At 35.5% G+C, this 13,258-nt stretch carries 12 protein-coding genes; all 12 read right to left on the bottom strand.

The annotated features are described in order from the left end of the window. Positions 1 to 601: 601 nt before the first annotated feature. The 12 genes from EO112_RS07020 to dnaA all read right to left on the bottom strand — a co-directional run bounded on the left by EO112_RS07020 (position 602) and on the right by dnaA (position 13,057). On the bottom strand, positions 602 to 916 hold the full coding sequence (locus EO112_RS07020) for a hypothetical protein (RefSeq protein WP_127163638.1): 315 nt from the start codon (positions 914 to 916) through the stop codon (positions 602 to 604). Between the two features lie 119 nt (positions 917 to 1,035). Then, on the bottom strand, positions 1,036 to 2,385 hold the full coding sequence (locus EO112_RS07025; RefSeq protein WP_127163640.1) for a hemolysin family protein: 1,350 nt from the start codon (positions 2,383 to 2,385) through the stop codon (positions 1,036 to 1,038). Positions 2,386 to 2,598: 213 nt separating this feature from the next. Beyond that, positions 2,599 to 2,916: a YbjQ family protein gene (locus EO112_RS07030; protein ID WP_062402264.1), complete on the bottom strand. Its 318-nt coding sequence runs from the start codon at positions 2,914 to 2,916 to the stop codon at positions 2,599 to 2,601. Between the two features lie 83 nt (positions 2,917 to 2,999). Continuing rightward, positions 3,000 to 3,329 carry a branched-chain amino acid transporter permease gene (locus tag EO112_RS07035; RefSeq protein ID WP_062402260.1) on the bottom strand — a complete coding sequence of 110 codons (330 nt, stop codon included), beginning with the start codon at positions 3,327 to 3,329 and terminating at the stop codon, positions 3,000 to 3,002. Further along, positions 3,326 to 4,036, bottom strand: a complete 711-nt coding sequence (locus EO112_RS07040; RefSeq protein WP_127163642.1) for an AzlC family ABC transporter permease — start codon at positions 4,034 to 4,036, stop codon at positions 3,326 to 3,328. Before EO112_RS07040 ends, EO112_RS07035 begins: the two co-directional genes overlap by 4 nt. 307 nt (positions 4,037 to 4,343) lie before the next feature. Further along, the gene (locus tag EO112_RS07045) at positions 4,344 to 5,786 is read right to left on the bottom strand and encodes an amino acid permease (protein WP_126941290.1); all 1,443 of its coding nucleotides are present in this window, start codon (positions 5,784 to 5,786) and stop codon (positions 4,344 to 4,346) included. An 11-nt stretch (positions 5,787 to 5,797) separates the two neighbouring features. After that, positions 5,798 to 7,699: a DNA topoisomerase (ATP-hydrolyzing) subunit B gene (gene gyrB / locus EO112_RS07050; RefSeq protein ID WP_062402249.1), complete on the bottom strand. Its 1,902-nt coding sequence runs from the start codon at positions 7,697 to 7,699 to the stop codon at positions 5,798 to 5,800. A gap of 108 nt (positions 7,700 to 7,807) precedes the next feature. Continuing rightward, entirely contained in the window at positions 7,808 to 8,701 is an 894-nt protein-coding gene (locus tag EO112_RS07055; RefSeq protein WP_009353971.1) for a DUF721 domain-containing protein, read from the bottom strand. Continuing rightward, positions 8,691 to 9,782 carry a DNA replication/repair protein RecF gene (gene recF / locus EO112_RS07060; protein ID WP_009353960.1) on the bottom strand — a complete coding sequence of 364 codons (1,092 nt, stop codon included), beginning with the start codon at positions 9,780 to 9,782 and terminating at the stop codon, positions 8,691 to 8,693. Before recF ends, EO112_RS07055 begins: the two co-directional genes overlap by 11 nt. Before the next feature lie 2 nt (positions 9,783 to 9,784). Then, positions 9,785 to 10,009: an RNA-binding S4 domain-containing protein gene (locus EO112_RS07065; RefSeq protein WP_126941295.1), complete on the bottom strand. Its 225-nt coding sequence runs from the start codon at positions 10,007 to 10,009 to the stop codon at positions 9,785 to 9,787. A gap of 16 nt (positions 10,010 to 10,025) precedes the next feature. Further along, positions 10,026 to 11,138, bottom strand: a complete 1,113-nt coding sequence (gene dnaN / locus EO112_RS07070; protein ID WP_062402241.1) for a DNA polymerase III subunit beta — start codon at positions 11,136 to 11,138, stop codon at positions 10,026 to 10,028. 269 nt (positions 11,139 to 11,407) lie between these two features. Then, positions 11,408 to 13,057, bottom strand: coding sequence for a chromosomal replication initiator protein DnaA (dnaA, locus tag EO112_RS07075; RefSeq protein WP_164723967.1), 1,650 nt, complete (start codon positions 13,055 to 13,057; stop codon positions 11,408 to 11,410). Between the last annotated feature and the right edge of the window lie 201 nt (positions 13,058 to 13,258).

Raw genomic sequence — 13,258 nt, forward strand, 5'->3', positions numbered from 1 at the left:
TTGAAATAATGATTCGGTTTAGCAACTTTCATTATAACAGAGAGCCTTCTTATTTTTTTGTCACAAATGTATTATACTCTTACAAAATCTAAAAATAAGATTTGATTTATATTATATGTGCATATCCACAATACAGAACATTCTTTCTTAGCTAATACGATTCAATAAAGCCTTATAGTACAAGGGTTATTCACTTTTTGTGTATAAAATGTGGATAACTATAGAGTTATTAACACTAAATACACAAGGTATTAACAAGCTATTCACAACCTATACCCATAGTTATGCACTAAGTTATCCACAATCAGGTGGATAACTGCTCCATATGTACGATAAAAGTATTTAATTTTCTTTTTAAGTCTTCGATACATATACACAATTAATAGATTTAATAGATCTACTAGATGTTCTAGATACTTTACTAACGATGCAGTTCCTATACCTTCATCATAAACACAATAAGCCTATAGAACAACTTTCAACTGTTCTATAGGCTTTCGTATATCTTCTGTATTAGCTATTCTCTTACAATCACACTTTCATCGGTACTATGCACCGCATCGTACCTTACAAGTACTGAGTATCCACCATATGATCTTGCTTATTCAGCAAAATATAATTGGCCATCCACTTCTACTGGAATGCCCCAGTCAACTTGTACACCATTTTTATTCCACATACGAGTTAATGCTAATTTTAAATTGTCGTAGGAATCCAACGGTTGTACTGTTAATTCATCATATGTATTCAATCCTGTAGCATGCATTACTATTTGTTCTGCTTGCAAGTAAGATTCTACTTTTTCTTTCCAAGCTGCATCGTCTAATACCACTTGGCATTCTTTTGTTTCTTTGTTATACGCAATATGACCGCGTTCATTATCTCCATAATGAATTGCTAAATATACCCATTCCATGGTGTACCCTCTTTCATGACTAACATAAGTTACGATGTATACTATACTCATACTTTGATGTATTCTGTTCCTATTATATCGTATCTTTCCAAATGGTGGCAATATAGATAGTTTTTACATTATTCAGGACTACTCTCCATTACTACTTTCCGTGTCACCATTACTTTATCCACCCGCGTGTTATCCATATCCATGACCTCAAATTGCAATGGCCCATAGTGACAGCGATTAGCTTCTTTAGGAATACGACCGATTAAGTAGGTCACGAATCCCCCTAATGTTTTATACAGATCCTCTTCTTCACCTGGTAATAATTCATCCACTTCAAAGTATTCTTTCAGTTCTTCAATGCTGATAAGACCATCCACAAGATACGTACCATCTTCTCGTTGGACGATGCGATTTTCTTCTTCTTTCTTTTCCTCTTCCCCAGATGGCATCAATCCCACGATTTCTTCCATAATATCGTGGAATGTAATCATCCCACTCATACCACCATATTCGTCTAGCACAATGGCTTCATGAGTACCTTCTTCTCTGAAAGTAGATAATACTTTCATTAAGGACAAGGATTCTGGTACGAGCACTGGTTTACGCATGCAATAAGCTAGAATATCTTTCATCGGACGATGACTTTCTTTCATCTGTTGTGCCAACACATCTACAGAAGAGACTAAGCCTTTCAACTCATCTAAGGAATCATCACCTACTGGAATACGATGTTCGTTGCATTCCATAATGGTTTCTAGGATGTCCTCATCACTAGCGTTAATATCAATCCACGTCAACTGCGTACGAGGTGTCATAATATCGCTGGCATCGAGGTCAGCTAAGCGGAAAATATTTTCTACTAACACTGGCTCTTCCTCTTCATAAGCGCCTAGTTCCACACCTTGTACAAGCATTTTATTAATTTCCGATTCCGTTACCGGTGCTTCTTCCTTGTGTTTAACGCCTAATACTTTCAGTAGCACCGTTGTAGACATACTGAGAAGTGCCACAAATGGTTTTGTGATGGTGGCAAAGTATTTCATAGGGATTGCCATCATGATGGCAATGGATTCTGGAGAATTGTATGCCAACCGTTTTGGTACTAATTCCCCTATGACTAAGGATAAATAGGTTGTTAAAGATACGATGAAAATAGGGCTTATCGTATCGGCATAATCAGCTAACCACAAGATATGTTCTTTGATATAGGTCGCCATAGGATCGGAAAAAGTAGCCCCTGAATACAAACCAGTGACGATACTAATTAAAGTAATACCAATTTGTATAGTGGAAAACATTTCATTCGGATCTTCCGCTAGCTCGATGGCCATGCGAGCTCCACGATTACCGGCTTCTGACTTTTCTTCTAATAATCCTTTACGAGCATTAATAATGGCTAATTCCGTCATGGAAAATAAACCATTTAAAATGATGAGTATGACTACAATTAAAATTTCTATACCTATGTCACTGCCCACTGATTCTATCTCTCCTTATCGATTCCTATCTATAAAACTATACTATATGTATCTAACTAATCATCTACTAACTTTAAATAGTTATGTATTCTAGTACAATACTTACTGTCTATTTTTACTAAATTATATTTCAATACTTAAAAATATATTGAAATACTTCTGCATTCTTATATAATACTTGTTTGCTATTTGTAAAAGTAACTCTAATACATACTAAATAACAACCGCTGTTCCTGTGCATGTTACCATGAGCATACCATTCGTTTCACCTAATGTTTCATAACTCACAGATACACCTACGATCGCATTAGCTCCCATATCTTTCGCACGTTTACTCATTTCTTTTAAAGATGCCTCACGAGCGCTAGATAAAGATGATTCATAACTATTACTACGACCCCCTACAACATCTCGAATAGAAGAGAAAAAGTCTTTCACAAAGTTACGACCTTCTACAACTTCTCCAAAGACGATTCCTTTATATTCTTTAATTGGTTGTCCTTCAATTTGCATCGTTGTTGTAATAATCATAGGTGTCTCCTTTATTCTCATATTGATATGATTTAAACCTTATTATTCGTATTATATCATATTTAGAATACTTCCATATAACACTATATAAATACTTGTTGAATCAGTACCATATACAGAATTGTTCCACCCCCAATGGATAGGAACATATTTCCTTTCCATAGGTGTAGTAATACTGTCACAGCTACTGCGATTATGTCCGGCATACCATGATATACGCCAGATAAATCTACATGTCGTAAGGAAAATACTACTAACAAACTCATCGTTGCCGACGGCAATACTTTCCCTAAATACTGCACATAAGCAGGTGTTTTCGTTTTCGAATTAAATATGACAAATGGTAAAAACCGTGTTGCCATAGTGCCTAGCACAACAATGGCAATGGTTATGATTTGTTCCGTGAAAGTCATTGCTCTCCCTCCATTGTTCTACGTAACAGACTTAATATGACTACGATTCCAATCATAGCAGGAATCATAAAGTGTTCACTGCCAAAGACAATCAAGGCAACGCCAGGAATCACTAATCCTATGCCAGAGCTAATCAAATTTCGTTGCATTTTATATTGCTCCAAAGCCAATACAATAAAGAGTGCAGTCAGTACAAATTCTAGTCCTTTTGTATTAAAAGATAATACAGATGCAAAAAGATTACCTATGACAGAACCCACAACCCAATATAACTGATTCAATAAAGTTACAAAAAAATAACACCATTTCTTGGAAATTTCAGCAGGAATTTGTGATGTATAGTTAATGGAAAAACTTTCATCCGTCATTCCAAATATGAGATATGGTGTTAGCCATCCCATATGTCTATATATAGTTAACATAGAAATTCCATAAAATATATGACGCCCATTGACCATGAGTGTAATTAAAAAAGCACCTACTGGATCGAAAGGAGATAGTAACATAGCTACTGTTACAAATTCCATAGATCCTGCATAAATGAGAGCACTCAATGCTAGTGTATAGCCCCAAGAAAATCCCATAGAATACATATAAATACCATAGGATACACCTAAAAATAAAAATCCGAATAAAATAGGCGTTGTTTTAGGAAAGGCATATCGAAAGGCAGATGTTATTGTATTTTTTGTTGGTTTAGGTTCCATATATACCATCCTTTCTTTCATCGTGTATCATTAGTATTACTAGATTATCAAATTTTATAAAATACTGACAATAATTTTATATAAATGATTAAATACATATATATTCAAAATATGTACATGGATACAAATAACTTAGTGCCACTTTTACTATACTATCAAATTCTAGAATACTTATATATTTATATAATATATAATAGGTTAATAAAAGATTATTTTTTAACCTATTTCCTGTAGTATCCTATTTTAATTATAAAATTAATGAACAGAAAAACAGCCCATGGGAACTTCTTCCCGTAGGCTGTTTCTATTAGTCCTCAAAATCGCGAGATAAATCCACTTCTTTTAGAGGAACTACTTTTGTTTTATGTTTTGCTTTATACCATAAGTATACAGCGAAGAATACTGGAAGACCAATATAAGCAACGGATACTCCGTACCAGTCAATACTTTCACCCATGAAGGCTGTATAGTTTTGACCAGCAATAATGATCAAACACAATGCCAAGGCAAACAATGGACCAAATGGGAACCAAGATGCTTTGTAAGGCAATTTGGATACATCATGACCTTGTGCCACATAAGCACGTCGGAAACGATAATGTGCAATCGCAATCCCTACCCATGTGATGAATCCACTCATACCACTGATATTAATCAACCAAGTATAGGCTTGACCTTCCCCAATTAAAGATGTTAAGAAAGCAAACAAACCAAAGGCTGCTGTTGCTAACAATGCTGGAATTGGCACACCACGTCGGTTAATAGAACTAAATAATTTTGGTGCATCTCCTGATTTAGATAATGCGTATAACATACGTGTAGAGGAGAATAAACCAGAGTTACCAGCCGATAATACAGCGATCAACAAAATAGCATTGATGAAATGTGCCGCCCAGTCAAATCCAAAACGGTCAAATACCAATGTAAATGGACTAATGGACACATTTTCTACAGAACTGTTCAATAAATTTGGATCATTGTAAGGGATTAAAAAACCGATGACTGTGAAAGAACCAATATAGAACAGTAAAATACGCCAGAAAATAGAGTTAATAGCTTTAGGAATATTTTTTTCTGGATCCTCAGACTCACCAGCAGCAGTACCGATTAATTCTACCCCTTGGAAAGAGAAACCAGCAATCATAAAGATAGCTAAGATAGAGGAGAATCCCCCTACAAATGGAGCCTCTTCGATAGTCCAGTTATGGAATCCTGGAGATTCAGTACCAACCCCAAGAATCAATAAAGATCCTAATAATAAGAATACAATAACAGTAATAACCTTGATGCTAGAGAATAGATATTCACTTTCACCAAAAGAACGAGCTGATAAATAATTCAACACAAACAGAATCAATAAGAACAAAGCAGACCAAACAATAGCTGGCACATCAGGGAACCAGTATTTCATGATGAATGCACTGGCTACCAATTCCGCTGCTAATGTAATAGCCCAGTTAAACCAAAAGTTCCAACCTAAGGCAAAGCCCAAAGCTTTATCTACATAGCGAGAGGCATGAGTACCAAAAGAACCAGATACTGGCAAATACGTAGTCATTTCCCCTAAACTAGTCATCAAGAAATATACCATGATACCGATGAAGCTATAAGCAATTAACGCGCCACCAGGACCTGCTGTACTCACTACTTCACCACCGGCTACGAATAAACCTGTACCAATAGCACCGCCTAAGGCAATCATATTCATGTGGCGGGATTTCAAACTTCTTTTTAATTTGTTATTTTCCATGAGACTTCTCCTTATAAGTCAAGATTTCGTACATATTCTGCATTATCTTCGATAAATTTTCGACGAGGCTCTACCTTATCCCCCATCAAAACGCTAAATATCTTGTCTGCTGCAATACTGTCTTCCATGCTGACTTGTAGGATGGTTCTATGTTCAGGGTTCATAGTTGTATCCCATAATTGTTCTGCATTCATTTCACCAAGACCTTTATATCGTTGGATCGTAATGCCTTCACGGCCAATTTCATCCAATCTATCTGAAAGTTCTTGGTCACTGTAGGCATACCATTGTTTTTGACCTTTTTTAATTTGGTACAACGGTGGTTGTGCAATAAATACATGACCTTCTTCAATCAATGGTCGCATATAGCGATAGAAGAATGTCAATAATAAAGTACGAATGTGTGCGCCGTCCACGTCCGCATCTGTCATAATGATGATTTTATTGTAACGGCTCTTCGTAATATCAAAGTCTTGTCCGATACCTGTACCAAAAGCAGTAATCATAGAACGAATTTCTGCATTAGCTAATATTTTATCGAGACGAGCTTTTTCTACATTTAGAATTTTACCGCGCAATGGTAAAATTGCTTGGTAACGGCGATCACGACCTTGTTTTGCGGTACCACCCGCAGAATCACCTTCGACAAGGTAAATCTCTGTCATAGTTGTATCTTTTTCAGAACAATCTGCCAATTTACCAGGTAAGGAGCTCACTTCTAACGCATTTTTACGGCGTGTCAATTCACGAGCTTTACGGGCTGCTTCACGAGCACGACTCGCATTGGTTGCTTTTTCGATAATTTTCTTCGCTTCTGCTGGATGCTCCTCTAAGAAGACACGCAATCCATCAGACACGATAGTATCTGTAATCCCTTTGACTTCGCTATTGCCTAGTTTACCTTTTGTTTGGCCTTCAAATTGTGGTTCCAATACTTTTACGCTCACCACAGCTGTCAAGCCTTCACGCACGTCTTCCCCAGTCAAGTTGCTTTCATTTTCTTTCAAAATGCCAGCCTTGCGACCATAATCGTTTAAGGTACGTGTTAAGGCTGTACGGAAACCGCTCAAGTGCGTACCACCATCAATGGTGTTGATATTATTAACGAAGGACAAAATCGTTTCGCTATAACTATCGTTATATTGTAATGCCACGTCTACTACCACATCGTCACGAGTATTATCGATGGAAATAACACTTGGTGTGATAGCTTCTTTCGCTTCATTTAAATATTCAATGAATTGTACTAAGCCACCTTCATAATGGAAACTTTCACTGCGACCTTCTCCACGTTTATCAGACAAAGTAATACGTAAACCTTTATTCAAGAACGCCAACTCTTGTAAGCGAGTTTTTAATACATCAAACTCAAAGATGGTGGTTTCAAAAATTTGTGCATCTGGTTTAAATCGTACTGTCGTACCTGTGCAATCCGTCGTACCGATTTCTTTCAAATCAGACGTTTTATTACCACGTTCAAAGGAAATTTCTTGAATTTTTCCATGTTGGTATACATCGACAATAGTCCACTCACTTAAAGCATTTACTACGGAAATACCTACCCCATGAAGACCACCGGACACTTTGTATCCACCACCGCCAAATTTACCACCTGCATGAAGTTTGGATAATACTAGTTCTACCGCAGGCATACCTGTTTCATGCATTCCTGTCGGAATCCCACGACCATCGTCAATAACTTCAATACTATTATCTTCACAAATGGTCACTTCAATATGCGTTGCATACCCCGCTAGGGCCTCATCCACACTATTATCTACAACTTCATACACCAAGTGATGTAATCCACGGGCAGATGTGCTACCAATATACATACCAGGTCGCATACGAACGGCTTCTAAGCCTTCGAGGACCTGTATATTACCGGCATCATAATTTGTTTGTTCTGCCATCTGACATCCTCCTACTATTTATATAATGACATCCCATACTGGTCACCATATTCTATATAATACATTCTATTATACAATACTTTACTATCTCTGTGAAAGTCTAAGCCTTTATTTCACTTGCATTTTATCTGTTTCATTCCAACGATACTTATTTGTAATATTTACAACTTGTTCATAAGACAATTCTTCTTGCGATTTCGATGTAATTAACATAGTAGCCCAATACATATCATTCGCATCCGTAGATCCTTGGAACAAGCGAGTTAAATAATAATAAATACTTTCTTCTTTTGCCACTTCATACCATTCATAGGTGCACCAAGGAGCAATTGCTTTCATTTGGTCATACTTATAATGAGGATAATCCTTCAATAAACCTTTTACCGTACGAATGATATGTCTATACTTTTTATATTCACACTGAGGGCATACCTTCGCAGAACCTTCCGATTGCCAACGACCACAGGTAGGACATTGATGAAAATGCTCTTGCTGTAGTACAAATTCTTTCTTCGCTTGCTCCATGCGTGTTTGTAATACTTTTTGTCGAAGTTCCTCATGGCGAATTACACGAACAGAATCTTCTATACTTTGCACAATCTCAGAGGGCAATACAATTTGTTGAAAGTCTATGATTTCCTCATAAACAGGTGTCATATCTAAGGCATCCCCTGATACAAGCTGATCTTGTAAAGCACGTCGTGGGAGCTGTACTTTGATATCTGTAATAATAGATTCTCCATAATACTCACACAATGCTTCTAATAACTGTGGTTTGCGCATAGTCATCTCTTGCATCCATACAGTATGACCAATTTCAACTACGATAACAGGTGGCTTTATGTGCACTAATTTTGCTTGTCCATTCACCATAGGTCCTACGACAGATTCCCAATCATGATAGAGTTTCATAAGTCGATACATTTCATAAATGCCTAGTTCTTGTAACATAGCATCACGAAGATCCATTACTCCTGTAAAAGATTCTAGATTACTCTCCATGTATCATTTCCTCCGTCAAGTCTATATACTGCACCTTGTCTAAGTCCATTGTATCTGTTGTATCAGTAGTAGTAATAATTGTCTGTACACGTTTATGAATGAATTTGATTAAATTAGATCGACGTTCCTGATCTAATTCACTGAGTACATCATCTAATAGTAAAATAGGATATTCTCCTACTTCCGATTTAATATATTCTAATTCACTTAACTTAACTGATAAAATTGCTGTCCGTTGTTGTCCTTGTGATCCAAATCGTTTTAAATCCATAGAACCTGAATAAAAGATAATATCATCACGATGAGGTCCCACTGATGTTTGTAACCGTCGCCGATCCTCTGATAAATTTTCTTGTAAAGCCTGTAATAAAGCATCTTTTGTTACTAATAGTTGTTTCTCACTATAAGGTTGAGTATATTGCAATCGCAAATCTTCTTTACCATTGGTTAGTTTCCGATTCATTAAATCCATTAATTGATTTAATTTTTTTAAACTTTCCAATCGTTTTTGAATAATTTGTGAGCCTAATGTAGCTATTTGTTCATCCCAATCTTGTACTGGTACCTTACTCGTATGACTATATTCTTTAAGTATACGATTTCTCTGTTGTACAGCTCGCTGATACATCGTAAGCTGATGATAATATTGAGGACTAGTCTGACTAATTTCCATATTTAAAAAACGACGACGTAAGGAAGGAGTTCCCTTAATTAAATCTAAATCTTCTGGAGAAAAAATGACTGTATTCAAAGTGCCTACTAATTCTTTTTGCGATAAAGGATTATCATGCAAACGAATGACTTTTTTTCCTTGACGCCCCCATTTAATCTGCAACGTATGAGGTGTATCAGCTTTCATAAAGTGAACGATAATACTAGCCTCATCCTCATTCCAAGAAATGACATCTTTCATATCCGATGTACGATGACTATGTCCCATCGTGGCAATATAAGCAGATTCTAGGATATTTGTTTTCCCTTTTCCATTAGGACCATGGATGACAATGATTTCTGGTGTGAAAGTAATAGTTTTATGACGATGATTGCGAACATGTATGAGTTCCAATTCAGTCACATACACAATTAAGCCTCCTTCACCACAGTAATTCTTATTTCATTAGCAATGGTTACTACATCATTAGGATAGATTTTTTTACGTTTTTCTGTAACTACTACATCATTTAAAGTGATTTTATTTTCTTCTAATAACACTTTAACTTGACCACCTGTTGATAATACATTGGCATATTTTAACAGTTGATCTAATTGAATATACTCTGTATGAATGGATACAGTTTCTTGATTCATAATTACCTCTTTTCTCTTAATTATGTGTATGAACTGGTGTTACCACATATGTGTAATGGTCATTATTATCTTGACGAATTACCATAGCCCCTTGTTCTTGTAAGTACATATGAATTCTTTCACCTGTGCTATGTTTCAATAATTCATCTATATATTTACCATTAAAATTAATCGTGAAAGGATTTCCTTCAAAGGTACATAAAACAATATCTTTTACCATACCAATATCAGCACTTTGAGAACTTAATGTAACTTGATTCTCTTCCCAGTCATAGCGAATGGCAGAATAACTCATATCTTTCGCCATAAAATAGACACGATCTAAGGAACTAGCAAATTCACGACGATTTAAAATAGCACTAGCATCGAATTTAGCAGGAATAACACGTTTATAATCAGGATATGTACCTTCAATTAATCTTGAAATAATATATACAGTATCAAATACAATAGCTACTTGATTTCTATTCCAAATTAATTTAACCATAACAGGTTGATCCGATGGTAATACTCTGGATACTTCTTCTACAGTGCGTTTTGGAATAACAATACGCATTGGGTTTTCAAGAGCTGCATCTAAGGTTACTTTTTTAACAGCCATACGATGTGTATCAGTGCCTACCATAGTAAGCTCATTGCCTTCAATTTCCACTAAGGTACCACAGAAGATAGGCCGATCTGTATCCGTAGAAGTAGCATATACAGTTAAGTCGATTAATTGTTTTAGCTGTTCTCCATCAATCATAATACTATTATCATCTTGGATTTGTTCCACCAAGGAAAAATCTTCTACTTGCATAGTCACAAGTTTAAATTCAGAATGATCAGATTTAATCTGTAATTGATTAGAATTGTCTGGCTTATATAATTCTACTTGTTCACCTGGTAATTTTTTTAGAATTTCTTGAAAGTATTTAGAACCTACTACAATAGTACCAGGTTCAAGAATAGTAGCATCTACTTGGGATCTCATTCCAATTTCAAAATCGTTAGCTTGTAATTCTACGTAGTTATCTTTTGTAGAAATGTAAATAGATCCTGGTAAATTAGAGCTTGTTTTATTACTTGCTACACGTTGGAATAGTGACATGGCTTTCACTAATTCATGTTTGTTAAATTGAAGTTTCATTATTAACTCCTTATGACTAATATAACTATGTTAAAGTTTTTTTTATTTAAAGTAGTAGACGTAGTAGTAGGACGCGTGTATAAGTGGATAGGTCCATAAAACTTATAAATTTCAATGTTTTACACATGTTTACAACATTGGGATTAGAAAATTTTATATATCCACATAGTAACAGGTCTATAAATACCTTGTGTGTAAGTGTATGTTTGTTAACAATATAATCACAAAATGTAAACAAGTTAAACACATACTTATACACAAATTTAATATTACTTTGTTTCTTCTAATTCTTTGCGAATGCGATCGATAGTATGTCGTAAATCTTGGTCTTTTTCTATTTCTCTAGAAATTTTTTCATATGCATGTAATGCGGTAGTATGGTCTTTTTTACCAAAAGCAAAGGAAATTTGAGGGTAACTTTCATTGATTAATTCACGAGCTAAATACATAGCAATTTGGCGTGGATGAGCATATTGCTTATTTCGTTTTTGACTTACTAAATGTTCTAGCTTGATTTTAAAGTAATCTGCTATAAATTCTTGAATATACTTAATGGATAATACAATTTTTTCTGTATGGATGATAAAGTCTTTAATTGCCTTATTTGTAAATTCTACATCAATTGTTTCTAATCGATTTGTAATAGCCGCTTGTGTAATTAATGTTTCAAAGGCGCCTTTTAGTTCACGAATATTTCGCTTATTAAAATACTGTGCAAATAGGTGGATAACCTCTTTTGGAACATATAAGGTTGGGTATTCACTACGACGATGATCGATTTCCTCATGGATGATGGCTTCAATCATCTCAGGATTTGGTGCTTCAATTTCTACAGTAAGACCACTGTTGAATCGTGTGATTAAGCGTTCTTCCATTTCTTTATAATCTTTTGGTGGTTTATCGCTAGACAGGATAACCGCTTTATTGTGACTCAATAAATGATTGAAGGTATTAAAAAACTCTTCTTGCGTCGTTTTCTTATTTTTTTCTTCTAAGAATTGTACATCGTCAATGATGAGTACATCGATATCTCGGAAGTTACGACGGAATTGATCCGGTGTTTTTGTCCGTAATGATTCAATGAAACTATTCATAAAATCTTCACTGGTAATAGACATAATTTTAGCAGATGGATTGAGGGCTAAAATTTCATTGCCAATAGCATGCATTAAATGGGTTTTACCAAGACCAGATTGACCGTGAATATATAGTGGATTGTAACGAAGTCCTGGATTTTCAGCTACTGCTTTCGCAGCACTGAAAGCCATACGGTTAGAATTAGATTCGATGTAATTATCAAAAGTAAAAGCACGATTTAGATGTGATTTTGAAGAACTACTCATGTTTCTTTGTACAGGTGGTGCTGGTGGTATAGGAGAGGTTGTTTTAGAAGCAAATAAATCGGCAGGGACTGGTCTTTGAATGCCTTGTGAAGGAGAAGTATTTCTTTGAATGATGACAGGAGAATCATAACTAGGACGGCTTACTCCTTCTGGTAATACTTCATTATACTCTTCTGCATCCCAAGGAGGAGGGATGATAGGAGATGGAGAGCTTTCCATTGTTGTATCTTCAATAGAAGGCATATCGATAGGCGGCATAGGGGGAATCTCTGTAGGAGGTGTACTTATCTGTTCCGCAGGAGATGCATTTACCGTTGCCGTATCTGTTAAATAGTCGATGGTCTGCAAAGTAGGGAGTAAACTTTTTGCTGCCTCTACGATTTGGTTATGGACTAATGGGGTTTGAATATATTTTAGCTTGCTAGGATCCATAACAAATAAGGTCAAAATAGTAGATGTCATAGAATAGGGCATCAATGAATTAACAACCAAGGAATCCCACATTTGCTGGGGCATTTTCGTTTTTGTTTTTTGCATCACTTGGTCCCATAGGGAGTAAAGATCTAAGTCACTCATAATAAACCTTCCTGCATGTGTATAAGAATTATTTGTCCACATCATCATAATGTGGATAACTAAAAATTAGACAAAGAAAAAGAGTTCATAAACAAGATAATAAGTAGAATTGTTTCTATCCACAATAATGTGAATAAGTCAGTGGATAACATGTGAAAAATAAAAATACTTGTTTATAACCCTTCGTTGGTGTATATCATT

Source organism: Veillonella sp. VA141, assembly GCF_003992175.1.
Lineage (GTDB): Bacteria > Bacillota > Negativicutes > Veillonellales > Veillonellaceae > F0422.

Excerpts from the sequence above, each read along its gene's own strand:
- EO112_RS07020 (WP_127163638.1), bottom strand. The coding sequence starts at position 916 with ATGGAATGGGTATATTTAGCAATTCATTATGGAGATAATGAACGCGGT.
- EO112_RS07030 (WP_062402264.1), bottom strand. The coding sequence starts at position 2,916 with ATGATTATTACAACAACGATGCAAATTGAAGGACAACCAATTAAAGAA.
- EO112_RS07035 (WP_062402260.1), bottom strand. The coding sequence starts at position 3,329 with ATGACTTTCACGGAACAAATCATAACCATTGCCATTGTTGTGCTAGGC.
- EO112_RS07040 (WP_127163642.1), bottom strand. The coding sequence starts at position 4,036 with ATGGAACCTAAACCAACAAAAAATACAATAACATCTGCCTTTCGATAT.
- EO112_RS07045 (WP_126941290.1), bottom strand. The coding sequence starts at position 5,786 with ATGGAAAATAACAAATTAAAAAGAAGTTTGAAATCCCGCCACATGAAT.
- gyrB (WP_062402249.1), bottom strand. The coding sequence starts at position 7,699 with ATGGCAGAACAAACAAATTATGATGCCGGTAATATACAGGTCCTCGAA.
- EO112_RS07055 (WP_009353971.1), bottom strand. The coding sequence starts at position 8,701 with ATGGAGAGTAATCTAGAATCTTTTACAGGAGTAATGGATCTTCGTGAT.
- EO112_RS07065 (WP_126941295.1), bottom strand. The coding sequence starts at position 10,009 with ATGAATCAAGAAACTGTATCCATTCATACAGAGTATATTCAATTAGAT.
- dnaN (WP_062402241.1), bottom strand. The coding sequence starts at position 11,138 with ATGAAACTTCAATTTAACAAACATGAATTAGTGAAAGCCATGTCACTA.
- dnaA (WP_164723967.1), bottom strand. The coding sequence starts at position 13,057 with ATGAGTGACTTAGATCTTTACTCCCTATGGGACCAAGTGATGCAAAAA.